The sequence below is a fragment of the Streptococcus mitis genome (assembly GCF_047460035.1).
In the GTDB taxonomy this organism is placed as follows: Bacteria; Bacillota; Bacilli; order Lactobacillales; family Streptococcaceae; genus Streptococcus; species Streptococcus mitis_DW.
The window spans coordinates 64,945-89,674 of the sequence record NZ_JASHHB010000004.1; the positions used below are offsets into that span (position 1 = coordinate 64,945).

A 24,730-nucleotide genomic window follows, 5' to 3' on the forward strand; every position below is an offset into this window, starting at 1 on the left:
TCAGAAAATTGTATTGACAGGACTCAAAAAAGGGGCTATAATGAATAAAAAAAAGGAGAAGACTATGAAAACAAGAAAAGTATTGGCTCTTGCGGGAGTAACTTTATTAGCAGCAGGTGTCTTAGCGGCTTGCTCGGGTGGTTCTGCTACTAAAGGTGAGCAGACTTTTGCATTTACATACGAGACACATCCAGATAATCTCAACTATTTGACAACTGGTAAGGCAGCGACTGCCGACATTACTAGTAATGTAATTGATGGATTGCTTGAAAATGACAAATACGGGAACCTTATTCCCTCAATGGCAGAGGACTGGTCAGTTTCTAAGGATGGATTGACTTACACTTATAAGATTCGTCAGGATGCCAAGTGGTACACATCTGAGGGAGAAGAGTATGCTCCTGTTAAGGCTCAGGACTTTGTAACAGGTCTTAAATATGCAACAGATAAGAAATCAGAAGCCCTATACTTGGTACAGGATTCAATCAAAGGTTTGGATGCATATGCTAAAGGGGAAAATAAAGATTTCTCTCAAGTTGGGATTAAAGCTCTTGACGATCAAACAGTCCAATACACTTTGAACAAACCTGAAAGTTTTTGGAATTCTAAAACAACTATGGGTGTCTTAGCGCCAGTCAATGAAGAGTTTTTGAACTCAAAAGGGGATGATTTTGCCAAAGCAACAGATCCAAGCAGTATCTTGTATAATGGTCCTTATTTGTTGAAATCCATTGTGACCAAATCTGCTGTTGAATTTGCGAAAAATCCTAACTACTGGGATAAGGACAATGTCCATATTGACAAGGTCAAATTGTCATTCTGGGATGGTCAAGATACTAGTAAGCCTGCAGAGAACTTTAAAGACGGTAGCCTTTCAGCAGCTCGTCTCTATCCAACAAGTGCAAGTTTCGCAGAACTTGAGAAAGAGATGAAGGACAATATTGTCTATACGCAACAGGACTCTACGACTTATGTAGTAGGAACAAACATTGACCGTCAGTCCTATAAATATACTTCTAAGACTAGTGAAGAACAAAAGACTTCAACTAAAAAGGCTTTGTTAAACAAGGATTTCCGCCAGGCTATTGCCTTTGGATTTGACCGTACAGCCTATGCTTCTCAGCTAAATGGACAAACTGGAGCAAGCAAAATCTTACGTAATATCTTTGTTCCACCAACATTTGTTCAAGCAGATGGTAAAAACTTTGGTGACATGGTCAAAGAAAAATTGGTCACTTATGGGGATGAATGGAAGGATGTGAACCTTGCTGATGCTCAAGATGGTCTGTACAATCCTGAAAAAGCTAAAGCAGAATTTGCTAAGGCTAAGACTGCTCTTCAGGCAGAAGGAGTACAGTTCCCAATTCACCTAGACATGCCTGTTGACCAAACAGCAACTACAAAAGTTCAGCGTGTGCAATCTATGAAACAATCTTTGGAAGCAACTTTGGGAACTGATAATGTCATTATTGATATTCAACAATTGCAAAAAGATGAAGTGCTTAATGTTACTTTATTCGCAGAAACTGCTGCCGGTGAGGATTGGGATCTTTCTGATAACGTTGGATGGGGACCTGACTTCTCAGATCCATCAACTTATCTTGATATCATCAAACCATCTGTAGGAGAAAATACAAGAACTTACCTAGGATTTGATTCAGGAAAAGACAATGAGGCGGCTAAGAAGGTTGGTCTCAATGATTATGATAAAATGGTCAATGAAGCAGGGGAAGAAACTACAGATGTTACAAAACGTTATAACAAGTATGCCGAAGCTCAAGCATGGTTGACAGATAGTGCCCTAGTCATTCCAACGACATCTCGTACAGGTCGTCCAATCTTGTCTAAGATGGTACCATTTACGATACCGTTTGCACTGGCAGGAAACAAGGGGACAAGCGAACCGCTCCGATACAAATACTTGGAACTTCAAGACAAGGCAGTTACTGCAGATGAATATCAAAAAGCTCAAGATAAATGGATGAAAGAAAAAGAAGAGTCCAATAAAAAAGCGCAAGAAGAACTTGCAAAACATGTGAAATAAGATAAAAAGAAGTTAGTTATTCGCTAGCTTCTTTTGGTTTATCGAAAATGAATTGGTGCCGGTCACCGCTTTTAGATATGACAGATCCTATTTTGTTGAAGAAAAAATCCTGAGCCTTTATTCTCAGGATTTTCTTTTATATTACTGTTGTGGTTGCTGTTGAACTTGTGGATTTTGTGGCGTTGGTTGTACTGGTTGTGTCGGTTGACCAGCCTGGCCAGCTTGTCCTTGATTAGGATCAGTTGCTGGGGCATTATTGGGTTGTTGACCAACCGTCGTAGTTGCCTGTGTAGTTGAACTTTCAGCTGTTGTGCTTGGAGTTTCTACCGTTTGTGTTTGTTGTGTTGCTGAATTATTCCATGTGTTCTTCGCGTTGTTCTGGAAGACGAATTCTCCATTTCGGAACAGGCCGTCTGGCATCGTCCAATCTCCAGGTTGATCATCTTCTGATAGATACGATATCATTGAGCGATAAACCTTAGCAGCAACTAGGAAACCATCTCCAACGATTGGAGTTAAACGATTTGAGTAACCAGTCCATACAGCCATAGAATACTTACGAGTATAACCTACAAACATTTCATCTGGAGCTACGTAGCCAGTGTTCTTGATATACTTTTCAATTTCGTCATCAGTATAGTTAGAAGTACCTGTCTTACCTGCTTGTGGAAGCCATGGTAGGTAAGCACCACGTCCGGTTCCGTAAGCTAAAACAGTTTTCATCATTTCGGTCATCATATAGGCAGTAGTTTCTTTCATAGCTCGTGTACCAGCATCTGAAAATTCTTTTTCACTACCGTCACTGAAGACGACCTTATTGATATACATTGGCTTGTGGTAAATACCACCGTTGGCAAAAGCAGCATAGGCTGCAGCCATTTTTTCACTACTTGCTCCGTATTGTTTATTAGATTCTGTTGTATTACTTGATATGGCGTTAGAATAATGCATATCTGGATAGTCAATTCCTAAACCATTTAAGAAGGTTTTTGCACGATTTAATCCAACTTTGTTGAGTGTTTCTACAGCAGGAACATTGCGAGATTGCTGTAGTGCATATTGCAGGGTGATATTACCGAAGTATCCTCTATCCCAGTTGTAGACAGGGGTATTTGTTCCAGGATAATTATACGGGATATCGCGTACAATGGTAGCAGTTGAGTCATAGATATCAAATTCCAAAGCAGGAGCATAATCAGTGATGGGTTTCATTGATGATCCCCAGTCACGATTGGTCTCCACAGCCTGGTTGGTGCCGAATGAAACATTACTTGCTTGATGACGAGCACCAAGTTGTGCAATAACGTTACCATTAGATACATCTACAATAGTCGAAGCTACTTGCATGTCATCATCAGGATAAGTGACATATTGGTCGGTGTTATAAACATCCCAGAGTCGTTGTTGGACATCTTTGTCCACATTTGTATAGACATCCATACCTGTAGTAAGAAGGTTGTAACCAGTTTCTTGTTCAACTTGGTCGATTACTTCTTTAAGGTAGTTGTCCATGTATGCAGGATAGCTGTTACCGGATTTCAGGCTTTGTAGACCATCGGTAACAGGGGTATTAATAGCTTTTTCATAATCTTCTGCACTAATGTATTTTTGCCCTTTCATTTCTGAAAGTACCAAGTTACGACGCTCTAGAGCAGCTTCTGGATGGGAATAAGGATCATATTGGTTTGGCGCTTGAGGCATTCCAGCCAAGAGTGCTAACTGTGGCAAGCTTAAGTCCTTCAAGTCTTTTCCATAGTAATTTTGGGCTGCGGTTTGCATTCCATAGTTACCGTTGGACATGTAGACTTTATTGATGTAATAGGTCAGGATTTCTTGCTTGGTTGCTTTTTGCTCTAGTTGAACGGCTAGCCAAGCTTCTTGAGCTTTACGTGACAAGGTTTGATCAGCAGTTGAAGTAGAAAAATAAGTCAATTTAATTAATTGTTGTGTCAAGGTTGAGGCACCTTGTAGACCTCCTCCTTGTAGATTTCTCAATGCTGCTCCCATGATACGAATAGTATCAACACCTCTATGATCAAAAAAACGGTGGTCTTCGATAGACACAATTGCCTTGACTAAGTCAGTAGGAATTTCATTTGCTTGAGCATTTACGCGACGTTCAGATCCAAGGTCAGCAATCAGTTCGTTTTTGTTGTCATAAATCTTGCTAGAGGTTGTCGCAACTAATTTACTTTCAGATAAGGCTGGAGCCTTGCTAACAAAGTAGAGGAAGGCTCCTCCACCTAATAGAAATAATGCGATAAATAAGGTAAGAAATGTAATTCCAATATACTTTAAGAATCGCAGAATAGTTTGTTTGTTCATCTTGTTTTACCACCTAGTAAATGTTCTTTGATAGTATCTAGATAGGGAATTTGAGGGAAAGCTCCTTGCTTTACTAAATATCCGTATTCTTTGATATATCCAAGTGGCATTGATTTTTGGCCCTTATCTTGATGATAAAAGCGAATCAAATCAAGTGCCGGCAACAAATAAGTTTCTTGTTGAGAAGAAAAATGAAGTAGTACGAAGCAAATCCCCTGCTGTTTTAGAACTTGTTCCATATGTTGAATCTGGTGAAGATGGAAGTTTTTCATTGGAATAGCATTCTTTTGTCGTGTTTCCTTGGCTTCAAAGTCAATGTAATGTCCTCTATACACGCCAGAGTAATCTGTTGTGGAAGCTTGTCTAAAATAGGCTTCTACAATTTTGGCTCGACTACGTTGAGGATAGTCTACTCGAACAATCTGAACAGGCGTTGGCTTTTTATGGATAACTGCCATGCCATGCGTAAGATAGTAGTCGTTTGTGGCGTTGATCATCTTTTCAAAAGTCATTCCTCGATTTGCGAAATTTTTTGGTTGAGAAATGGATGTTTGGCTTTTTTTTGATGAAATTTTATGAGGATAGTTGACCATATTTCTCCTTATTGGTACAATAACATCACTCTATTATACCATAAAAATAGAAAGAAAGGTGTAAAAATGACTACAGCTTTAATTATGGGATATTCTAATTTTGACTTGGGTTTGTTTTCTGACAAGGATCCTCGTCTTAAATTGATTAAAAAAGCGATACGTAGGGATTTAGAAGCTATGGCAGAAGATGGGGTGACTTGGCTTGTATTTACAGGGACTTTGGGCTTTGAATATTGGGTTTTAGAGGTTGCTCAGGAAATGAAGACCGAATACGGTTTCCAGTTGGCCACCATTTTTGCTTTTGAAACCCATGGGGAAAATTGGAATGAAGGCAATCAGATGAAACTGAGCCAATTTAAGCAGGTCGATTTTGTCAAATATGCCTATCCTAAATATGAACATATGGGGCAACTACGAGACTACCAACGATTTTTGCTGGAAAATACTGATTTAGCTTATTTTTTCTATGACCCAGAAAATGAGACCAAATTAAAATTTATAGACAATTTGATGAAAAATCAGGAAGGTTATCGCATAAAAAGGTTAACGTTTGAAGACTTAAATGAGTTAGTAGAAAATTTTTCTGAAAAGTAAGGCTTTGACCTTGATTTTTGTTTGCCTTTTTTTATATAATAATACTATTAGAAACCGAGAATGGAGAGAGAGATGGCAGGTATTATTTTTTCAGCGAAAGATATTTTCGAGCAAGAGTTTGGACGTGAAGTCCGTGGGTATAGTAAGGTTGAAGTTGATGAATTTTTGGACGATGTCATCAAGGACTATGAAACTTATGCTGCCTTAGTCAAGTCTCTCCGTCAAGAAATTGCAGAGTTGAAGGAAGAATTGTCTCGCAAACCTGAATCTGCACCGGTTCAAGCAGAACCACTTGAAATGACAGCAACAACTTCTATGACGAATTTTGATATTTTAAAACGTCTAAATCGTCTTGAGAAAGAAGTATTTGGTAAACAAATTTTGGATAACTCTGATTTATAAGAGCTTATTTGAAAAGTGCAATTTTTGGATAATCGCGTGAGGAGAATTTCTTTTCATGAGGAAAGTCCATGCTAGCACAGGCTGTGATGCCTGTAGTGTTTGTGCTAGGCGAATCCATAAGCCTAGGGACGAGAGATCGTTACGGCAGTCGAAATGGCTAAGTCCTTGGATAGGCCAGAGTAGGCTTGAAAGTGCCACAGTGACGGAGTCTTTCTGGAAACAGAGAGAGTGGAACGCGGTAAACCCCTCAAGCTAGCAACCCAAATTTCGGTCGGGGCATGGAGTACACGGAAACGAACGTAGTACTCTGACTGCTACCAGCTGTAAGCTGTTAGTGGTAGACAGATGATTATCGAAGGAAGTGGTCCTAGTCACTTCTGGAACAAAACATGGCTTATAGAAAATTGCATATAGGTTGGGGCTGAGAAAACTTTCTCAACCTCATTTTTTAAAGTGGACATATAGAAAGGTCTTATAAGACTGTAACATGAAAAAAGAATTTAATTTAATCGCTACTGCTGCAGCGGGTCTTGAGGCTGTCGTTGGTCGTGAGGTGCGAGAGTTGGGCTACGATTGTCAGGTTGAAAATGGACGTGTTCGTTTTCAAGGAGACGTGAGAGCCATTATCGAAACCAACCTCTGGCTTCGGGCAGCAGACCGTATCAAGATTATCGTAGGAACTTTTCCAGCTAAGACTTTTGAGGAGCTCTTTCAAGGAGTTTTCGCCTTAGATTGGGAAAATTATTTACCGCTTGGAGCTCGGTTCCCAATTTCAAAAGCTAAATGTGTGAAATCTAAATTACACAATGAACCCAGTGTTCAGGCTATTTCAAAGAAGGCCGTTGTCAAGAAATTGCAGAAACACTACGCCCGCCCAGAAGGTATTCCTCTGATGGAGAATGGTCCTGAGTTTAAGATTGAGGTTTCTATTCTGAAAGACATAGCAACTGTCATGATTGATACGACAGGCTCCAGTCTCTTTAAACGTGGCTATCGTACCGAAAAGGGTGGTGCTCCTATCAAGGAAAATATGGCGGCAGCCATTTTGCAGCTCTCTAACTGGTATCCAGACAAGCCTTTGATTGATCCAACCTGTGGTTCAGGAACTTTCTGTATCGAGGCAGTTATGATTGCTAGGAAGATGGCTCCTGGTCTTCGTCGCTCCTTTGCCTTTGAGGAATGGAACTGGATTAGTGATCGCTTGATTCAAGAAGTGCGTACAGAAGCGTCTAAGAAAGTGGATCGTGAGCTTGAGCTAGATATCATGGGCTGTGATATCGATGCACGTATGGTGGAAATTGCTAAGGCCAATGCTCAGGCAGCAGGTGTTGTAGGAGATATTACCTTTAAGCAGATGCGCGTGCAGGATTTGCGTTCTGATAAAATAAATGGAGTGATTATCTCTAACCCACCTTATGGTGAACGCTTGTCAGATGATGCAGGGGTTACCAAGCTTTATGCTGAAATGGGTCAAGTATTTGCACCGCTGAAAACGTGGAGCAAGTTTATCCTAACTAGTGATGAAGCCTTTGAGACCAAATACGGTAGTCAGGCAGATAAGAAACGTAAGTTGTACAACGGAACCTTGAAAGTGGATCTGTATCAATATTTTGGTCAGCGTGTTAAACGCCAAGAGGTAAAATAGAAAGGTTATACTCATGAGTAAGAAAAGACGGAATCGTCATAAAAAAGAAAACCAAGAACCGCGATTTGATTTTGATGAAGCAAAAGAGTTAACAGTTGGTCAAGCTATTCGTAAAAATGAAGAAGTGGAAGCAGGAGTCTTGCCTGAAGATTCCATTTTGGACAAGTATGTCAAGCAACACAAAGATGAAATCGAAGCAGATAAGTTTGCGACTCGCCAATACAAAAAAGAGGAGTTAATCGAAACACAGAGTCTGGATGACTTGATTCAAGAGGTGCGTGAAGCTGTAGAGGAGTCAGAAGCCTATTCAGAGGAAGTTCTATCGTCTGAAGCTATCTTACCTCCACTGCCTCTGGACGATGAGGATAAAGACTGGGATCCTATAGTACTAGAGGATGAAAATTCAGCAGAAATGACTGGGGAAGTGGAAGAGGAGAAAAAACTTTCTCGTCTGGATCAAGAGGACCCAGAAAAGAAAAGTAAAAAAGGTTTTGTTTTGACCGCTTTGGCGCTCGTATCAGTGGTTATCTGTGTCAGTGCTTATTATGTCTATCGTCAAGTGACCCGTTCGACCAAGGAAATCCAGACTTCTCAATCAACTACAAATACGCAGTCAGATGTAGAAGAATTCAATAATTTATATGATGGCTTCTATACAGATAGCAATAAAACTGCTTTGAAGAATAGCCAGTTTGATAAACTGAGTCAACTTAAGACCTTGCTTGATAAGCTGGAAGGTAGTCGTGAACATACCCTTGCCAAATCTAAGTATGATAGTCTAGCAACGCAAATCAAGGCCATTCAAGATGTCAATGCACAATTTGAAAAACCAGCTATTGTGGATGGTGTCTTGGATACCAATGCTAAAGTCAAATCGGATGCTAAATTTACAGATATTAAAACTGGAAATACGGAGCTTGATAAAGTTCTAGATAAGGCTATCAGTCTTGGTAAGAGCCAGCAAACAAGTGCTTCAAGCTCAAGTTCAAGTGAAACTAGCAGCTCAAGTTCTCGTCAAGCAAGTGAAAATACTGCTAGTGAAACAAGCCCAAGTAGTTCAAATACGGCATCAACTGAAACTAGAAGTACCCGCAGTGAAGTCAATATGGGTGTATCAAGTGCAGGAGTTGCTGTTCAAAGAAGTGCGAGTCGTGTTTCTTATAACCAGTCAGCTATTGATGATAGCAATAATTCTGCTTGGGATTTCGCGGATGGTGTTTTGGAACAAATTTTAGCGACTTCACGCTCACGTGGTTATATCACTGGTAACCAATACATCCTTGAACGTGTCAATATCGTTAATGGCAATGGTTATTACAACCTCTACAAGCCAGATGGAACCTATCTCTTTACCCTTAACTGTAAGACAGGATACTTTGTTGGAAATGGTTCTGGACATGCGGATGACTTGGACTACTAAGCAGTCGTTACAAAATTCTTTCTTTTCAAAAGTAAAAATGATAAAATAAAACAAATCAAACAAGAGGAGTGTCAAATGACAAAAGCTAACTTTGGTGTTGTTGGTATGGCCGTAATGGGTCGTAACCTTGCCCTTAATATTGAATCTCGTGGTTACACAGTTGCTATTTACAACCGTAGTAAAGAAAAAACTGAAGATGTAATTGCTTGCCATCCTGAAAAGAACTTTGTACCAAGCTATGACGTTGAAAGTTTTGTAAACTCAATCGAAAAACCTCGTCGTATCATGCTCATGGTTCAAGCTGGACCTGGTACAGATGCTACAATTCAAGCCCTTCTTCCACACCTTGACAAGGGTGATATCTTGATCGACGGAGGAAACACTTTCTACAAAGATACAATCCGTCGTAATGAAGAATTGGCAAACTCAGGTATCAACTTTATCGGTACTGGAGTTTCTGGTGGTGAAAAAGGTGCCCTTGAAGGTCCTTCTATCATGCCTGGTGGACAAAAAGAGGCCTACGAATTGGTTGCGGATGTTCTTGAAGAAATCTCAGCTAAAGCACCAGAAGATGGCAAACCATGTGTGACTTACATCGGTCCTGATGGAGCTGGTCACTATGTGAAAATGGTTCACAACGGTATCGAGTATGGTGATATGCAATTGATCGCAGAAAGCTATGACTTGATGCAACACTTGTTAGGCCTTTCTGCAGAAGATATGGCTGAAATCTTTACTGAGTGGAATAAGGGTGAATTGGACAGCTACTTGATCGAAATCACAGCTGATATCTTGAGCCGTAAAGACGATGAAGGCCAAGATGGACCAATCGTAGACTACATCCTTGATGCTGCAGGTAACAAGGGAACTGGTAAATGGACTAGTCAATCATCACTTGACCTTGGTGTGCCATTGTCACTCATCACTGAGTCAGTATTTGCACGTTATATTTCAACTTACAAAGAAGAACGTGTGCATGCTAGCAAGGTTCTTCCAAAACCAGCTGACTTCAAATTTGAAGGAGACAAGGCTGAGTTGATTGAAAAAATCCGTCAAGCCCTTTACTTCTCAAAAATCATTTCATACGCACAAGGTTTTGCGCAATTGCGTGTAGCTTCTAAAGAAAATAACTGGAACTTGCCATTTGCAGACATCGCATCTATCTGGCGTGATGGCTGTATCATCCGTTCTCGTTTCTTGCAAAAGATTACAGATGCTTACAACCGTGATGCAGACCTTGCTAACCTTCTTTTGGATGAGTACTTCTTGGATGTTACTGCTAAGTACCAACAAGCAGTGCGTGATATCGTAGCTCTTGCTGTTCAAGCTGGTGTGCCAGTGCCAACTTTCTCAGCAGCTATTACTTACTTTGATAGCTACCGTTCAGCTGACCTTCCAGCTAACTTGATCCAAGCGCAACGTGACTACTTTGGTGCCCACACTTACCAACGTAAAGACAAAGAAGGAACATTCCACTACTCTTGGTATGACGAAAAATAAGTAGGTCTGCCATGGGGAAACGGATTTTATTACTTGAGAAAGAACGAAATCTAGCTCATTTTTTAAGTTTGGAGCTCCAAAAAGAGCAATACCGAGTTGATCAGGTTGAGGAGGGGCAAAAAGCCCTCTCCATGGCTCTTCAGACAGACTATGACTTGATTTTATTGAATGCTCGTCTGGGGGATATGACAGCCCAGGATTTTGCAGACAAGCTGAGTCGGACTAAGCCAGCCTCAGTGATCATGGTCTTGGACCATCGCGAAGAATTGCAAGATCAGATTGAGACAATCCAACGCTTTGCCGTTTCTTACATCTATAAGCCGGTTATTATTGACAATTTGGTGGCTCGTATTTCAGCAATTTTCCGAGGTAGGGACTTCATCGACCAACACTGTAGTCAGATGAAGGTTCCAACGTCTTACCGTAATCTGCGTATGGATGTAGAACATCATACCGTTTATCGTGGCGAGGAGATGATTGATCTGACCCGTCGTGAGTATGACCTTTTGGCTACTCTTATGGGAAGCAAGAAAGTTCTGACTCGTGAGCAGTTGTTGGAAAGTGTCTGGAAGTATGAAAGTGCGACCGAAACAAATATCGTGGATGTCTACATCCGTTATCTACGTAGCAAGCTTGATGTAAAAGGTCAAAAAAGCTACATTAAAACAGTACGTGGTGTTGGTTACACCATGCAAGAATAGAAAGCAGCTGCAGTTATGTAACTGCTTTTTTTGAGGGGTGTTCTATATATTGACATGTAGTTTGGTCTTTGCTATAATCAGCTATGGAGGATAGGTCTAATGAAAATCATAAAAAAATTGATGCAAATTACATTAGCAGTCTTTTTCTTCGGTTTGCTAGCAACAAGTGCAGTACTGGCGGATGATGCTGATTCAGAAGGCTGGCAATTTGTCCAAGAAAATGGTAGAACCTACTACAAGAAGGGGGAACTCAAAGAAAAGGCCTGGCGAGTGATTGATGGCAAGACCTATTATTTTGATCATGTATCAGGAGAAATGGTTGTCGGCTGGCAATATATCCCGTTTCCATCTAAAGGTAGTACAATTGGTCCTTACCCAAATGGTTTAAGATTAGAATCTATGCCAATGCCACAATGGTATTACTTTGGTCAAGATGGGGTACTACAAGAATTTGTTGGTAAGCAAGTTTTAGAGGCAAAAACTGCTACAAATACCAACAAACATCATGGGGAACAATATGATAGTCCAGCAGAGAAACGAGTCTATTATTTTGAAGATCAGCGTAGCTATCATACTTTAAAAACTGGTTGGGTTCATGATGAGGGACACTGGTATTATTTACAGAAGGATGGTGGCTTCGATGCTCGTATCAACAGTTTAACGGTTGGGGAGCTAGTACGTGGCTGGACCAATGATAACTCAACTTGGTACTATCTAGATCCAACAACTGCTACAATGCAAACTGGTTGGAAACAACTTGGCAATAGGTGGTACTACCTTCGTTCATCAGGAGCCATGGCGACGGGTTGGTATCAGGAAGGCTCAACTTGGTATTATTTAGACCAGTCAAATGGTGATCTGAAAATTGGTTGGCAAAACCTTGGTAACAAGTGGTACTATCTCCGTTCATCAGGAGCTATGGCAACAGGCTGGTTCCAGGTCGGTAGTAAATGGTACTACGCTTATAGCTCAGGTGCCTTGGCAGTGAATACCACTGTAGATGGCTATTCTGTCAATTATAATGGCGAATGGGTTCAATAATGAAAGAGGCGATTGTGAAGGAAACAATCGCTTTTTTTGTGAAAATATAATAAAATAGATAGGAAAGAATAAATATTTGTATGAAAAAATGAGACGGCTTTTTCGTCTAGTAAAAGGAAAAAATGACAAAAAAAATTGGTGTCGGTCAGGCACATAGTAAGATTATTTTAATAGGGGAGCATGCGGTCGTTTACGGTTATCCTGCCATTTCCTTGCCTCTCTTAGAGGTGGAGGTGACTTGTAAAGTAGTTCCTGCAGCGAGTCCTTGGCGTCTCTATGAGGAGGATACCTTGTCCATGGCAGTTTATGCTTCACTGGAGTATTTGGATATCAAAGAATCCTGCATTCGCTGTGAGATTGACTCGGCTATTCCTGAAAAACGGGGAATGGGTTCGTCAGCTGCTATTAGCATAGCAGCCATTCGTGCAGTGTTTGACTACTATCAGGCAGAACTGCCTCATGATGTACTAGAAATCTTGGTCAATCGGGCGGAGATGATTGCCCATATGAATCCAAGTGGTTTAGATGCTAAGACCTGTCTCAGTGACCAGCCTATTCGATTTATAAAGAATGTAGGATTTACAGAGCTTGAGATGGATTTATCTGCCTATTTGCTGATTGCTGATACGGGTGTTTATGGTCATACTCGTGAAGCCATCCAAGTGGTTCAAAGCAAGGGCAAGGATGCCCTACCGTTTTTGCATGCCTTGGGAGAATTAACACAGCAAGCAGAAGATACGATTTCACGAAAAGATGCTGAAGGATTGGGACGAATCCTCAGTCAAGCGCATTTACATTTAAGAGAAATTGGTGTCAGTAGCCCTGAGGCGGATTCTCTAGTTGAAACGGCTCTTAGCCATGGTGCTCTGGGTTCCAAGATGAGCGGTGGTGGGCTAGGAGGCTGTATCATAGCCTTGGCAGCCGATTTGACACACGCACAAGAACTAGCAGAAAGATTAGAAGAGAAAGGAGCTGTTCAGACATGGATAGAGAGCCTGTAACAGTACGTTCCTACGCAAATATTGCCATTATCAAATATTGGGGAAAGAAAAAAGAAAAAGAGATGGTGCCTGCTACTAGCAGTATCTCTCTGACTTTAGAAAATATGTACACAGAGACGACTTTGTCATCTCTACCGACGGATGCGACTGCTGATGCCTTTTATATCAATGGTCAGTTACAAAATGAGGTTGAGCATGCCAAGATGAGCAAGATTATTGACCGCTACCGTCCAGATGGTGATGGCTTTGTTCGTATTGATACTCAAAACAATATGCCTACCGCAGCGGGCTTGTCTTCAAGTTCTAGTGGTTTATCCGCCTTAGTTAAGGCTTGCAATGCTTATTTCAAGCTTGGCTTGGATAGAAGTCAGTTGGCACAGGAGGCTAAGTTTGCCTCAGGTTCTTCCTCTCGGAGTTTTTATGGACCGCTAGGTGCCTGGGACAAGGATAGCGGGGAAATTTACCTTGTAGAGACAGACTTGAAACTAGCTATGATTATGTTGGTGCTAGAGGATAAGAAAAAACCAATCTCTAGCCGTGACGGGATGAAACTTTGTGTGGAAACCTCGACGACCTTTGATGACTGGGTGCGTCAGTCTGAGAAGGAGTATCAGGATATGCTGGTTTATCTCAAAGAGAACGACTTTGCTAAGGTTGGGGAATTAACGGAGAAAAATGCCCTGGCTATGCACGCTACGACCAAAACAGCATCACCAGCCTTTTCTTATCTGACGGATGCAAGCTATGAAGCCATGGACTTTGTCCGCCAGCTTCGTGAACAAGGGGAAGCCTGCTACTTTACTATGGATGCAGGACCCAATGTCAAAGTCCTCTGTCAAGAGAAAGACTTGGAGCATTTGTCAGAAATCTTCGGTCAACGTTATCGCTTGATTGTGTCAAAAACAAAGGATTTGAGTCAAGATGATTGCTGTTAAAACTTGCGGGAAACTTTATTGGGCAGGTGAATATGCTATTTTAGAGCCCGGACAGTTGGCCTTGATAAAGGCTATTCCCATCTATATGAAGGGCGATATTGCTTTTTCTGATAGTTACCGTATCTACTCAGATATGTTTGATTTCGCAGTTGATTTGACGCCAAATCCTGACTATAGCTTGATTCAAGAAACAATTGCTTTGATGAATGGCTTCCTCGCTGATCGTGGGCAAACCTTGCGACCTTTTTCTTTGGAAATTCGAGGAAAAATGGAACGAGAAGGGAAAAAGTTTGGTTTAGGCTCTAGTGGCAGCGTCGTTGTCTTGGTTGTCAAGGCTCTGCTAGCTCTGTATAAGCTTTCGGTTGATCAGGAGCTCTTGTTCAAGCTGGCTAGCGCTGTCTTGCTCAAGCGCGGAGACAATGGTTCTATGGGGGACCTTGCCTGTATTGTGGCAGAGGATTTGGTTCTCTACCAGTCATTTGATCGCCAGAAGGTGGCTGCTTGGTTGGAAGAAGAAAACTTAGCGACTGTTTTAGAGCGTGATTGGGGCTTTTCAATCTCACACGTACAACCTGCCCTAGAATGTGATTTCCTAGTGGGATGGACCAAGGAAGTGGCTGTATCGAGTCACATGGTCCAGCAAATCAAGCAAAATGTCAATCAGAGTTTTTTAAGCTCCTCAAAAGAAACGGTGGCTGCTTTAGTAGAAGCCTTGGAGCAGGGGGAATCAGAAAAAATTATCGAGCAAGTAGAAGTAGCCAGCCAGCTTTTAGAAGGCTTGAGCACAGATATTTACACGCCTTCGCTTAGACAGTTGAAGACAGCTAGTCAAGATTTGCAGGCTGTTGCCAAGAGTAGCGGTGCTGGTGGTGGTGACTGTGGCATTGCCTTGAGTTTTGATGAGCAATCAACTGAAACTCTAAAAAACCGTTGGGCCGATCTGGGGATTGAGCTCTTATACCAAGAAAGGATAGGACATGACGACAAATCGTAAGGATGAGCACATCCGCTATGCCCTTGAGCAGAAAAGTTCCTATAATAGCTTTGATGATGTGGAGTTGATTCATTCTTCCTTGCCTCTTTACGACCTGGATGAAGTCGATCTGTCGACAGAGTTTGCTGGTCGAAAGTGGGACTTTCCTTTTTATATCAATGCTATGACGGGTGGAAGCGATAAGGGAAGAGAAATCAATCAAAAGCTGGCTCAGGTGGCGGAAGCCTGTGGTATTTTATTTGTAACGGGTTCTTATAGCGCAGCCCTCAAAGATCCAGCAGATGACTCTTTTTCTGTCAAGTCTGATCATCCAAATCTCCTTCTTGGAACCAATATTGGATTGGACAAGCCTGTCGAGTTAGGCCTTCAGACTGTAGAAGAGATGAATCCTGTTCTCTTGCAAGTGCATGTCAATGTTATGCAGGAATTGCTCATGCCTGAGGGAGAAAGGAAGTTCAGAAGCTGGCAATCGCATCTGGCAGACTATAGCAAGCAAATCCCCGTTCCGATTGTCCTCAAGGAAGTGGGCTTTGGAATGGATGTGAAGACCATCGAGAGAGCCTATGGATTGGGTGTTCGAACTGTTGACCTATCAGGTCGTGGCGGTACCAGCTTTGCCTATATCGAAAACCGTCGCAGTGGTCAACGTGACTACCTCAATCAATGGGGCCAGTCTACCATGCAAGCCCTTCTCAATACCCAAGACTGGAAAGACAAGGTCGAACTCTTGGTTAGTGGAGGCGTTCGCAATCCACTGGATATGATTAAGTGCTTGGTCTTTGGTGCTAAGGCTGTAGGACTGTCTCGAACAGTTCTGGAATTGGTTGAAACCTATTCAGTTGAAGAAGTGATTGGCATTATCCAAGGCTGGAAAGAAGATCTACGCTTGATCATGTGTGCCCTTAATTGTGCCACCATAGCAGATTTGCAAAAAGTAGACTATCTTCTTTATGGAAAATTAAAAGAAGCAAATGATCAGATGAAAAAGGCGTAACCACCGCCTTTTTTCCATCCTCAGACTGAGGTGACTTTTTTGAATTGTGATAAAATAGAAGGGAGAGGATGCACTATGAGAAAATTTAAAATCTTTTTATTTATTGAAGCTTGTCTTTTGACAGGAGCTCTGATTTTGATGGTATCAGAGCATTTTTCGCGTTTTCTGCTGATTTTATTCCTCTTTTTACTTTTGATTCGCTATTACACTGGTAAAGAGGGCAATAATCTTCTTTTAGTAGTGGCAACCATTCTCTTCTTTTTTATCGTCATGCTCAATCCTTTTGTGATTCTAGCTATTTTTGTTGCGGTTATCTATAGCCTCTTTCTACTTTATCCGATGATGAACCAAGAAAAAGAGCAGACCAATTTGGTTTTTGAAGAGGTGGTTACGGTTAAGAAGGAGAAAAATCGTTGGTTTGGAAATCTTCATCATTTTTCAAGCTACCAGACTTGCCAGTTTGATGATATCAATCTCTTTCGCCTCATGGGCAAGGATACAATTCATCTAGAGAGGGTCATTCTAACCAATCATGACAATGTCATTATTCTCAGAAAGATGGTAGGAACGACCAAAATCATTGTACCTGTAGATGTGGAAGTCAGTCTTAGCGTTAACTGTCTCTATGGTGATTTGACTTTTTTCAACCAGCCCAAGCGAGCCCTCCGCAATGAACACTATCATCAAGAAACAAGAGACTATCTCAAGAGTAACAAGAGTGTCAAGATTTTCTTGACCACTATGATTGGCGATGTGGAGGTGGTCAGAGGATGAAAAAACAAGCCTATGTAATGATTGCTCTCACCTCCATCCTGTTTGTCTTATTTTTCTCCCACAGCTTGCTGGACATCCTTGACTTTGACTGGTCTATTTTCTTGCACGATGTCGAAAAAACAGAAAAATTTGTCTTTTTGTTGTTGGTATTCAGCATGTCCATGACCTGTCTTTTAGCCCTGTTTTGGCGAGGTGTCGAAGAGCTTTCTTTACGAAAAATGCAGGTTAATCTCAAGCGTTTGTTGTCAGGGAAAGAAGTGGTTCAGGTTGCTGATCCAGATTTGGATGCCAGTTTCAAGTCCTTGTCAGGCAAACTTAACCTCTTGACAGAGGCTCTTCAAAAGGCTGAAAATCAAAGTCTTGCCCAAGAAGAGGAAATCATCGAGAAAGAACGAAAGCGGATTGCTCGGGATTTGCACGATACTGTCAGTCAGGAGTTGTTTGCGGCCCACATGATTTTGTCAGGTGTCAGTCAGCAGGCTTTGAAATTGGATAGAGAAAAGATGCAGACCCAGTTGCAGAGTGTCACAGCTATTTTAGAAACAGCCCAGAAGGATTTGCGGGTCTTACTCTTGCATTTGCGACCAGTTGAACTGGAGCAAAAGAGTCTGGTTGAAGGAATCCAAATTCTCTTAAAAGAGCTTGAGGACAAGAGTGATCTCAAGGTCAGTCTCAAGCAAAATGTATCTAAATTGCCTAAGAAAATCGAGGAGCATATCTTCCGTATTCTGCAAGAATTGATCAGCAATACCCTCCGCCATGCCCAGGCCTCTTGTCTGGATGTCTATCTCTATCAGACAGATTTTGAATTGCAACTGAAGGTGGTGGACAATGGAATTGGTTTTCAGTTAGCGAGTTTAGATGACTTGAGTTATGGACTCCGCAATATCAAGGAGCGGGTTGAAGATATGGCAGGGACGGTTCAGTTATTGACAGCTCCCAAGCAAGGGCTGGCAGTTGATATCCGTATTCCCCTGTTAGATGAGGAATGATAAAGGAGTAAAGATGAAAATTTTACTAGTAGATGACCACGAAATGGTCCGATTGGGCTTGAAAAGCTACTTTGACCTCCAAGACGATGTAGAAGTTGTGGGCGAGGCGGCAAACGGGTCTCAAGGGATTGATTTGGCCTTGGAACTGCGTCCAGATGTCATTGTCATGGATATTGTCATGCCTGAGATGAATGGAATTGACGCGACCTTGGCTATCCTCAAAGAATGGCCTGAAGCCAAGGTTTTGATTGTGACTTCGTACTTGGACAATGAAAAAATCATGCCTGTTTTAAATGCTGGTGCTCGGGGCTATATGCTCAAGACTTCTAGTGCAGACGAATTACTCCATGCAGTCCGTAAGGTGGCTGCTGGGGAGCTTGCCATTGAGCAAGAGGTCAGCAAGAAGGTCGAATACCACCGCAATCACATAGAACTACATGAGGACTTGACTGCGCGTGAGCGAGATGTTCTCCAACTCATCGCCAAGGGCTACGAAAATCAGCGTATCGCAGACGAACTTTTTATCTCTCTCAAGACGGTCAAGACCCATGTGTCTAATATCCTAGCCAAACTTGAAGTCAGCGATCGTACCCAGGCTGCAGTCTATGCCTTTCAGCACCACTTGGTGGGGCGTGAGGAGTTTTAGATGAGTCTAACAGATTTACTTGTTGAGCTAGAAGCAGCAAAAGATTCAAAAAAGGCAGGACCCATGGAAGCCTATATGCGCCATCAATTTTTCTTCCTAGGTATTGCGGCTCCTGAAAGAAATGCACTCTATAAAAAATACTTTCCAAAAGCGAAAAAAACAAAGATTATCGATTGGAATTTTGTAGATACTTGCTGGAGAAAGGAACCTAGAGAATACCAATATGTAGCTGCTAATTATTTGAAAGCAATGCAGTCTTATCTAACGGAGAACGATTTACCTAAGCTTGAGCAGTTAGTCGTCACAAAATCCTGGTGGGATACCGTAGATATCCTAGACCGAGTAGTAGGGAGTTTGGTGTATGACCGCCCTGAACTAGAAGAAATAATCTTAAAATGGAGCCTGTCAGACAATATCTGGCTGAGACGAGTCGCTATTGACCACCAGTTGTTAAGAAAAGAGAAGACCAATGTTCAATTAATGGAAAAGATTCTGCTTCATAACTTGAACCAAACAGAATTCTTTATCAATAAAGCCATTGGCTGGGCTCTAAGAGATTACTCCAAAACCAATCCAACTTGGGTAGCAGGCTTCATTGAGAAAAACAAGGAAAGAATGGCTGACCTTAGTATCAAAGAAGCAAGCAAGTACCTCTCCCATCATTGAAAAGCGCATTCATTACTTGAAAAAAGTCGCCCATTTATGTTATAATAGACTGTATTTAAAAAATTTTAAGGAGAAATGACAGAATGTCTGTATCATTTGAAAACAAAGAAACAAACCGTGGTGTCTTGACTTTTACTATCTCTCAAGACCAAATCAAACCAGAATTGGACCGTGTCTTCAACTCAGTGAAGAAATCTCTTAATGTTCCAGGTTTCCGTAAAGGTCACCTTCCACGTCCTATCTTCGACAAAAAATTTGGTGAAGAGTCACTTTACCAAGACGTTATGAACGCTCTTTTGCCAAATGCTTATGAAGCAGCTGTAAAAGAAGCTGGTCTTGAAGTGGTTGCTCAACCAAAAATTGACGTAACTTCAATGGAAAAAGGTCAAGACTGGGTTATCACTGCTGAAGTCGTTACAAAACCTGAAGTAAAATTGGGTGACTATAAAAACCTTGAAGTATCAGTAGATGTTGAAAAAGAAGTAACTGACGCTGACGTTGAAGAGCGTATCGAACGCGAACGCAACAACTTGGCTGAATTGGTTATAAAGGAAGCTGCTGCTGAAAACGGCGACACTGTTGTTATCGACTTTGTTGGTTCTATCGACGGTGTTGAATTTGACGGTGGAAAAGGTGAAAACTTCTCACTTGGACTTGGTTCAGGTCAATTCATCCCTGGTTTCGAAGACCAATTGGTAGGTCACTCAGCTGGTGAAACTGTTGATGTTATCGTAACATTCCCAGAAGACTACCAAGCAGAAGACCTTGCAGGTAAAGAAGCTAAATTCGTGACAACTATCCACGAAGTAAAAGCTAAAGAAGTTCCAGCTCTTGACGATGAGCTTGCAAAAGACATCGATGAAGAAGTTGAAACACTTGCTGAATTGAAAGAAAAATACCGCAATGAATTGGCTGCTGCTAAAGAAGAAGCTTACAAAGATGCAGTTGAAGGTGCAGCAATTGATAAAGCTGTAGAGAACGCTGAAATCGTAGAACTTCCAGAAGAAATGATCCACGAAGAAGTTCACCGTTCAGTAAATGAATTCCTTGGAAACTTGCAACGTCAAGGTATCAACCCTGACATGTACTTCCAAATCACTGGAACTACTCAAGAAGACCTTCACAAACAATACGAGGGAGAAGCTGAGTCACGTACGAAGACTAACCTTGTTATCGAAGCAGTTGCCAAAGCTGAAGGATTTGACGCTTCAGAAGAAGAAATCCAAAAAGAAATCGAGCAATTGGCGGCAGACTACAACATGGAAGTGGCACAAGTACAAAGCTTGCTTTCAGCTGATATGTTGAAACATGATATCACAATCAAAAAAGCTGTTGAATTGATCACAAGCACAGCAACAGTTAAATAATCTTAATAAACAAAAATCCCACCTGAATTGGTGGGTTTTCTTATGCACTATTTTCCAAAAATCTCTTTGAGGTCTGCATCTGTAATCCCAATCATGGCGGGGATGCTATCCCAGTTTTCTTCGGTTAGGATGTAGGATTGTTCAGAGGTACTTGATGTTGCAGTTTCAGAGACAGCTGGTTTATTATCTTCGACATTTTCCAATAGATCACTGAAGCGTTCAATCAGATAGGTTTTTCGGGCAGTTCCGATGTGCTGGGTAGCATAATCGAAGGCCTGTAATTCGCCTAGTAAGATAAGCTTGCTTTTGGCGCGTGTAATGGCTGTATAGATGAGATTGCGCTCCAGCATACGTCGGCTAGCACTGGTGATAGGTAGGATGACAACAGGGAACTCACTTCCCTGGGACTTATGGATACTCATGGCATAGGCCAAGCGAATTTTGTACCATTCGTTACGTGGGTAAGAGATCTCGTTGCCATCAAAATCAATGACAATCTCGTCTTGTTTCGACTCGGTGTATTTTCCAGGAATCAGGTCTGTGATAGCTCCTAAATCTCCATTGAAGATATTGATTTCAGCATCGTTGACCAAGTGAATGACCTTATCTCCTTTACGATAGTGGCACTGGGGAACTTCAAAACTGAGTTGGTCTTTTTGTGGTGGATTGAGAAGGTCTTGCATGAGCTGATTGATAGCATCAATTCCTGCAGTCCCTCGGTACATGGGAGCCAGAACTTGGATATCACGGGCAGGGATGCCGCTTCTGAGGGCAGCGCCTAAGATTTTCTCAATCGTAGCAGGGATATGACCACTAGCGATTTCAAAGTAGGAACGGTCAGCTTTCTTCTGGGTGAAATCAGCTGGCAAGATTCCCTGTCGAATCTGACTAGCTAGGGTGACGATAGTTGATTCTTCGCTTTGACGGTAAATTTTTTCCAAGCGAGTCTGAGGAATCAAGGGAATATGAAGCAGATCCGCTAGAACCTGTCCAGGGCTGACAGACGGCAGCTGGTCGCTGTCGCCCACGATGAGGATCTTACTGTTAGAAGAGATATTGGAGAAGAGTTGATTGGCCAGCCAAGTATCCACCATGGAAAATTCATCTACGATGATAAAGTCAGCATCCAGATAATCTTCCAGATGACTGGTATCATCGTCACCTGTCATTCCTAAATGTCGGTGTATGGTCGCGCTAGGCAAGCCTGTTAATTCATTCATGCGCCGAGCAGCTCGACCAGTTGGAGCAGCAAGAAGAATCGGCAGATTGCTTTTTTTCCTGATGTCAAGTCCTTCTAAAAGAGCATAAACAGCGATGATACCATTGATAACCGTTGTCTTACCAGTACCAGGCCCACCTGTCAGGATAAAGACCTTGTTCTGGATAGCGTCGCAGATAGCCTGTTTTTGAATATTATCATACTCAATCCCCAGTTCCTCCTCGACAGTAGCTATATGTTTTTGAATGGTTTCTAAATCCTGGCTCTTCTGTTTTCCTTTTTCAAGGATACGAACCAAGTGGCTGCGGATACCTTCCTCAGCGAAAAAGAGGCTGTTGTCAAAAATTTTGGTATCAACCTGCTGAACCTTGTCTTCTTCAATCAGGTAGGAGAGTTCTTGGGCCACTTGGCTGGGGTCCAGTTCCACGGGACGAGAAGATTCAAGGAGAGTTAGGGTTTGTTCTAGTAAATCCCGTGCTTCAACATAGGTGTCCCCTGTTTCCATACAGGCCTGAAAAAGACTATGTACTAGACCGGCGCGGAAGCGTTCAGGAGCCTGACTTTCGATACCTAGTTCCTCCGCTAATTGGTCAGCAATGGTAAAGCCCAAACCCTTGATATCCTCGACCAGTTGGTAGGGATAATTTTCAACAACATCAAGAGTTTCTTCCTTGTAAAAGTCTTGAATCTGGAAGGCTAGTTTATTGGGAATGCCGTAGTTGGCAAGTTTGGCCAAAACCATCTCGGTTCCGTAGTTGAGGCGGAGGGTGGAGACGAAAGACTCGCGATTTTTGGCAGAGAGTCCTGCGATACCTTCTAACTTTTCTGGGTATTGCAGAATTTCGTCAATGGTATTGTCGCCATAGGTATCCACAATTTTCTGAGCAGTCTTGAGACCAATCCCCTTGAAATGGCTACTTGAAAAGTACTTAACCAAGCCCTTGCTAGTTGGTTTTGCGCGTTCATAACGGCTGATTTGCAGTTGTTCCCCATACTTGGAGTGCTGGACAATTTGCCCCCAAAAAGTATAGTCTTCTCCCTCAATCACGTCAGCCATGGTACCCGTGACAATGATTTCAAAATCATCAAAATCCTCTGCGTCTGTATCGTCGATTTCTAGGAGGAGGATGCGATAAAAATTGCTGGGATTTTCAAAAATAATCCGTTCAATGGTTCCTGAAAAATAAACTTCCATAAGATTCCTTTGCATGAATAGGTGAGAGTTGGGGGGGTATTATAGTCAATAAACGATTACTTCTCACGATAGAAGAAGAGGCTGAGATTGGTGATTCTCGGCCTCTTAGGTCTCTTAAAATGTTCCGATACGGGTGATTGGCCAGAAGCGGAATTTGGCTTCCCCTGTGATATCTTTTGCTTTGAAGGTACCTACGTGGCGGCTATCGCTCGAAACTAAGCGGTCATCTCCGAGGAGAAGGTATTCTCCTTCTGGAACTGTAAAGCTAAAGTTTGTATTGTAGTTGACATCAACTGTGAAGGCTTGGGCTTTTTCAGCGATACTTCTAAAGAAAGTTCCTTTATTTCCTTCAAATCCCTTGCCTGAGTAGGTGCTTTGGAGTTTGTCATCCTTGAAGCGTTTGATATAGTCAGCTAGGTAAGGTTCATCTGTCTCTTTGTCATTGATGTAAAGTTTATCATTTTCGTAACGAATGGTATCACCAGGCATTCCGATGACACGTTTGACAATGTCCTTATTACCATCTTCCTCATGGGCAACCACGATATCAAAACGGTCAATAGGGAGGTGTTTGACGACAAAGAGGATTTCGCCATCCGCTAGGGTAGGATCCATGGAATGCCCTTCTACTCGAACATTGCTCCAAAAAAAGATACGACTTAAAGCTAGTAATGACAGAATTAGGAGGAACAATCCCCACTCTTTTAAGAAATTTTTAAATGAATTCATAACTTACCTTTCTAAGCGTTTTTTCGCTTTTTCAGTATTTTTAAAGTGCAGTTTGGCGCAGAAATTGAGTCCTTGCATACCATAGGCTTGCAAAATCTGGCTAGCCACCTTGTCAGAAGCCGTTCCAGCTCCACTTGGGAGCTGATAGCCAAGTTCTCGTCCCAGATTTTCAAGATTTTCCAGAAAAAGATCACGCGCAATGATAGAAGAAACTGCGACAGCCAAGTATTTGCCCTCAGCCTTTTCTTCTAAGCTGATAGGCTTGCTGAAACGATTGGCCTCTTGTGCCAAGTACTTGTCATAATTTTTAGCACTGGTAAAGGCATCAATCACAATTTTCTCAGGCTGAATACCTTTTTGAAGAAGGAGATAGATAGCCTGGTTATGGAGGGCTACCTTAACAGAAACAGCGTTGTAGCGGTCTCCGATGACCTCGTTGTACTTGCTTGGTGAGAGAAGCAGTGCCTGGTGCTGGATTTTTTCTTTGAGGATAGGGGCAATCTGACGGATCTTTTGGTCGGTCAGATTTTTAGAATCCCCCACACCGAGTTTTCGCAAGAAGGCATGCTGGTCAGGTGTGACAAAGGAAGCCACAACTGCAAGTCCACCAAAGTAGGAACCATTTCCCACCTCATCTGTCCCAATCAAAGGGAAATTTTGTCCGCTGGTTTTCCCTAGAACCTGATAGCCAAAGAAACTGGCGTATTGCTCAGCCCCTTCACCCTGAAGCAAGACCTTTCCAGAAGTATAGATAGAAGCCGTTGCCTGAGGCAGTTTCAAAAAGTAGCGGATATAGGGGTTCTTACTGGGAGCCAGACTGGTTTGATAGTGTTCAAGAAAAGCCTGAATCTCCTTTTCGCTTGGTGTGAGTGTTATACTTGCCATAGTTTCTATTGTACCATAAAAGCAGGCAAATTTGTAAAAACTGACAAAATTAGCGAATTTTGGTATAA

General features: G+C 42.0%; 22 protein-coding genes and 1 other RNA gene. 18 read left to right on the forward strand and 5 right to left on the reverse strand.

Features of this window, described 5'->3' with window-relative positions:
* Positions 1-64: 64 nt before the first annotated feature.
* Entirely contained in the window at positions 65-2,044 is a 1,980-nt protein-coding gene (locus QM956_RS04615; protein WP_414302271.1) for a peptide ABC transporter substrate-binding protein, read from the forward strand.
* Between the two features lie 141 nt (positions 2,045-2,185).
* Here QM956_RS04615 and pbp1a read toward each other — a convergent pair whose 3' ends face one another.
* Together pbp1a and recU are read right to left on the reverse strand one after the other, a co-directional pair.
* Positions 2,186-4,369, reverse strand: a complete 2,184-nt coding sequence (gene pbp1a, locus QM956_RS04620) for a penicillin-binding protein PBP1A (RefSeq protein ID WP_414302272.1) — start codon at positions 4,367-4,369, stop codon at positions 2,186-2,188.
* Entirely contained in the window at positions 4,366-4,962 is a 597-nt protein-coding gene (gene recU, locus QM956_RS04625) for a Holliday junction resolvase RecU (protein ID WP_084925904.1), read from the reverse strand. The genes pbp1a and recU overlap by 4 nt, the downstream gene beginning before the upstream one ends.
* 66 nt (positions 4,963-5,028) lie before the next feature.
* Here recU and QM956_RS04630 point away from each other — a divergent pair, with 66 nt between their 5' ends.
* The 17 genes from QM956_RS04630 to tig all read left to right on the forward strand — a co-directional run bounded on the left by QM956_RS04630 (position 5,029) and on the right by tig (position 20,634).
* Complete coding sequence (locus QM956_RS04630; protein ID WP_125393566.1) at positions 5,029-5,556, forward strand: SLOG family protein; 528 nt, start codon at positions 5,029-5,031, stop codon at positions 5,554-5,556.
* A gap of 72 nt (positions 5,557-5,628) precedes the next feature.
* Positions 5,629-5,958, forward strand: coding sequence for a cell division regulator GpsB (gpsB, locus tag QM956_RS04635; protein ID WP_023946600.1), 330 nt, complete (start codon positions 5,629-5,631; stop codon positions 5,956-5,958).
* A 20-nt stretch (positions 5,959-5,978) separates the two neighbouring features.
* Positions 5,979-6,360, forward strand: an RNA gene (gene rnpB, locus QM956_RS04640) — RNase P RNA component class B.
* Positions 6,361-6,445: 85 nt separating this feature from the next.
* Positions 6,446-7,603: a THUMP domain-containing class I SAM-dependent RNA methyltransferase gene (locus QM956_RS04645; RefSeq protein WP_261065584.1), complete on the forward strand. Its 1,158-nt coding sequence runs from the start codon at positions 6,446-6,448 to the stop codon at positions 7,601-7,603.
* A gap of 13 nt (positions 7,604-7,616) precedes the next feature.
* Entirely contained in the window at positions 7,617-9,023 is a 1,407-nt protein-coding gene (gene mapZ, locus QM956_RS04650) for a cell division site-positioning protein MapZ (RefSeq protein ID WP_261020308.1), read from the forward strand.
* A 75-nt stretch (positions 9,024-9,098) separates the two neighbouring features.
* On the forward strand, positions 9,099-10,523 hold the full coding sequence (gene gndA, locus QM956_RS04655; protein ID WP_000158785.1) for an NADP-dependent phosphogluconate dehydrogenase: 1,425 nt from the start codon (positions 9,099-9,101) through the stop codon (positions 10,521-10,523).
* An 11-nt stretch (positions 10,524-10,534) separates the two neighbouring features.
* Entirely contained in the window at positions 10,535-11,224 is a 690-nt protein-coding gene (locus tag QM956_RS04660; protein WP_227325557.1) for a response regulator transcription factor, read from the forward strand.
* A 99-nt stretch (positions 11,225-11,323) separates the two neighbouring features.
* Positions 11,324-12,265, forward strand: a complete 942-nt coding sequence (locus tag QM956_RS04665; RefSeq protein ID WP_414302273.1) for an N-acetylmuramoyl-L-alanine amidase family protein — start codon at positions 11,324-11,326, stop codon at positions 12,263-12,265.
* Between the two features lie 122 nt (positions 12,266-12,387).
* Entirely contained in the window at positions 12,388-13,266 is an 879-nt protein-coding gene (gene mvk, locus QM956_RS04670) for a mevalonate kinase (RefSeq protein WP_414302274.1), read from the forward strand.
* On the forward strand, positions 13,248-14,201 hold the full coding sequence (gene mvaD / locus QM956_RS04675; RefSeq protein ID WP_414302275.1) for a diphosphomevalonate decarboxylase: 954 nt from the start codon (positions 13,248-13,250) through the stop codon (positions 14,199-14,201). The genes mvk and mvaD overlap by 19 nt, the downstream gene beginning before the upstream one ends.
* Entirely contained in the window at positions 14,188-15,195 is a 1,008-nt protein-coding gene (locus tag QM956_RS04680; RefSeq protein ID WP_414302276.1) for a phosphomevalonate kinase, read from the forward strand. The genes mvaD and QM956_RS04680 overlap by 14 nt, the downstream gene beginning before the upstream one ends.
* The gene (fni, locus tag QM956_RS04685) at positions 15,179-16,189 is read left to right on the forward strand and encodes a type 2 isopentenyl-diphosphate Delta-isomerase (RefSeq protein ID WP_173876546.1); all 1,011 of its coding nucleotides are present in this window, start codon (positions 15,179-15,181) and stop codon (positions 16,187-16,189) included. The genes QM956_RS04680 and fni overlap by 17 nt, the downstream gene beginning before the upstream one ends.
* 75 nt (positions 16,190-16,264) lie before the next feature.
* Complete coding sequence (gene liaF / locus QM956_RS04690) at positions 16,265-16,963, forward strand: cell wall-active antibiotics response protein LiaF (protein ID WP_001224652.1); 699 nt, start codon at positions 16,265-16,267, stop codon at positions 16,961-16,963.
* A complete protein-coding gene (locus QM956_RS04695) occupies positions 16,960-17,955 on the forward strand; it encodes an envelope stress sensor histidine kinase LiaS (RefSeq protein ID WP_203212682.1) in 996 nt (331 codons plus the stop codon). Before liaF ends, QM956_RS04695 begins: the two co-directional genes overlap by 4 nt.
* Positions 17,956-17,968: 13 nt before the next feature.
* Positions 17,969-18,601 carry a response regulator transcription factor gene (locus QM956_RS04700; protein WP_414302277.1) on the forward strand — a complete coding sequence of 211 codons (633 nt, stop codon included), beginning with the start codon at positions 17,969-17,971 and terminating at the stop codon, positions 18,599-18,601.
* Positions 18,602-19,267, forward strand: a complete 666-nt coding sequence (locus QM956_RS04705; RefSeq protein WP_261240822.1) for a DNA alkylation repair protein — start codon at positions 18,602-18,604, stop codon at positions 19,265-19,267. It begins immediately after the preceding gene.
* An 83-nt stretch (positions 19,268-19,350) separates the two neighbouring features.
* The gene (gene tig, locus QM956_RS04710) at positions 19,351-20,634 is read left to right on the forward strand and encodes a trigger factor (protein WP_000116489.1); all 1,284 of its coding nucleotides are present in this window, start codon (positions 19,351-19,353) and stop codon (positions 20,632-20,634) included.
* A gap of 47 nt (positions 20,635-20,681) precedes the next feature.
* Here the strand turns inward: tig and recD2 are convergent, their stop codons facing one another.
* The 3 genes from recD2 to rnhC form a co-directional block, all read right to left on the reverse strand.
* Complete coding sequence (gene recD2 / locus QM956_RS04715) at positions 20,682-23,048, reverse strand: SF1B family DNA helicase RecD2 (RefSeq protein WP_414302278.1); 2,367 nt, start codon at positions 23,046-23,048, stop codon at positions 20,682-20,684.
* 114 nt (positions 23,049-23,162) lie between these two features.
* A complete protein-coding gene (gene lepB / locus QM956_RS04720) occupies positions 23,163-23,777 on the reverse strand; it encodes a signal peptidase I (protein ID WP_004245100.1) in 615 nt (204 codons plus the stop codon).
* A gap of 3 nt (positions 23,778-23,780) precedes the next feature.
* The gene (gene rnhC, locus QM956_RS04725; protein WP_414302279.1) at positions 23,781-24,662 is read right to left on the reverse strand and encodes a ribonuclease HIII; all 882 of its coding nucleotides are present in this window, start codon (positions 24,660-24,662) and stop codon (positions 23,781-23,783) included.
* Between the last annotated feature and the right edge of the window lie 68 nt (positions 24,663-24,730).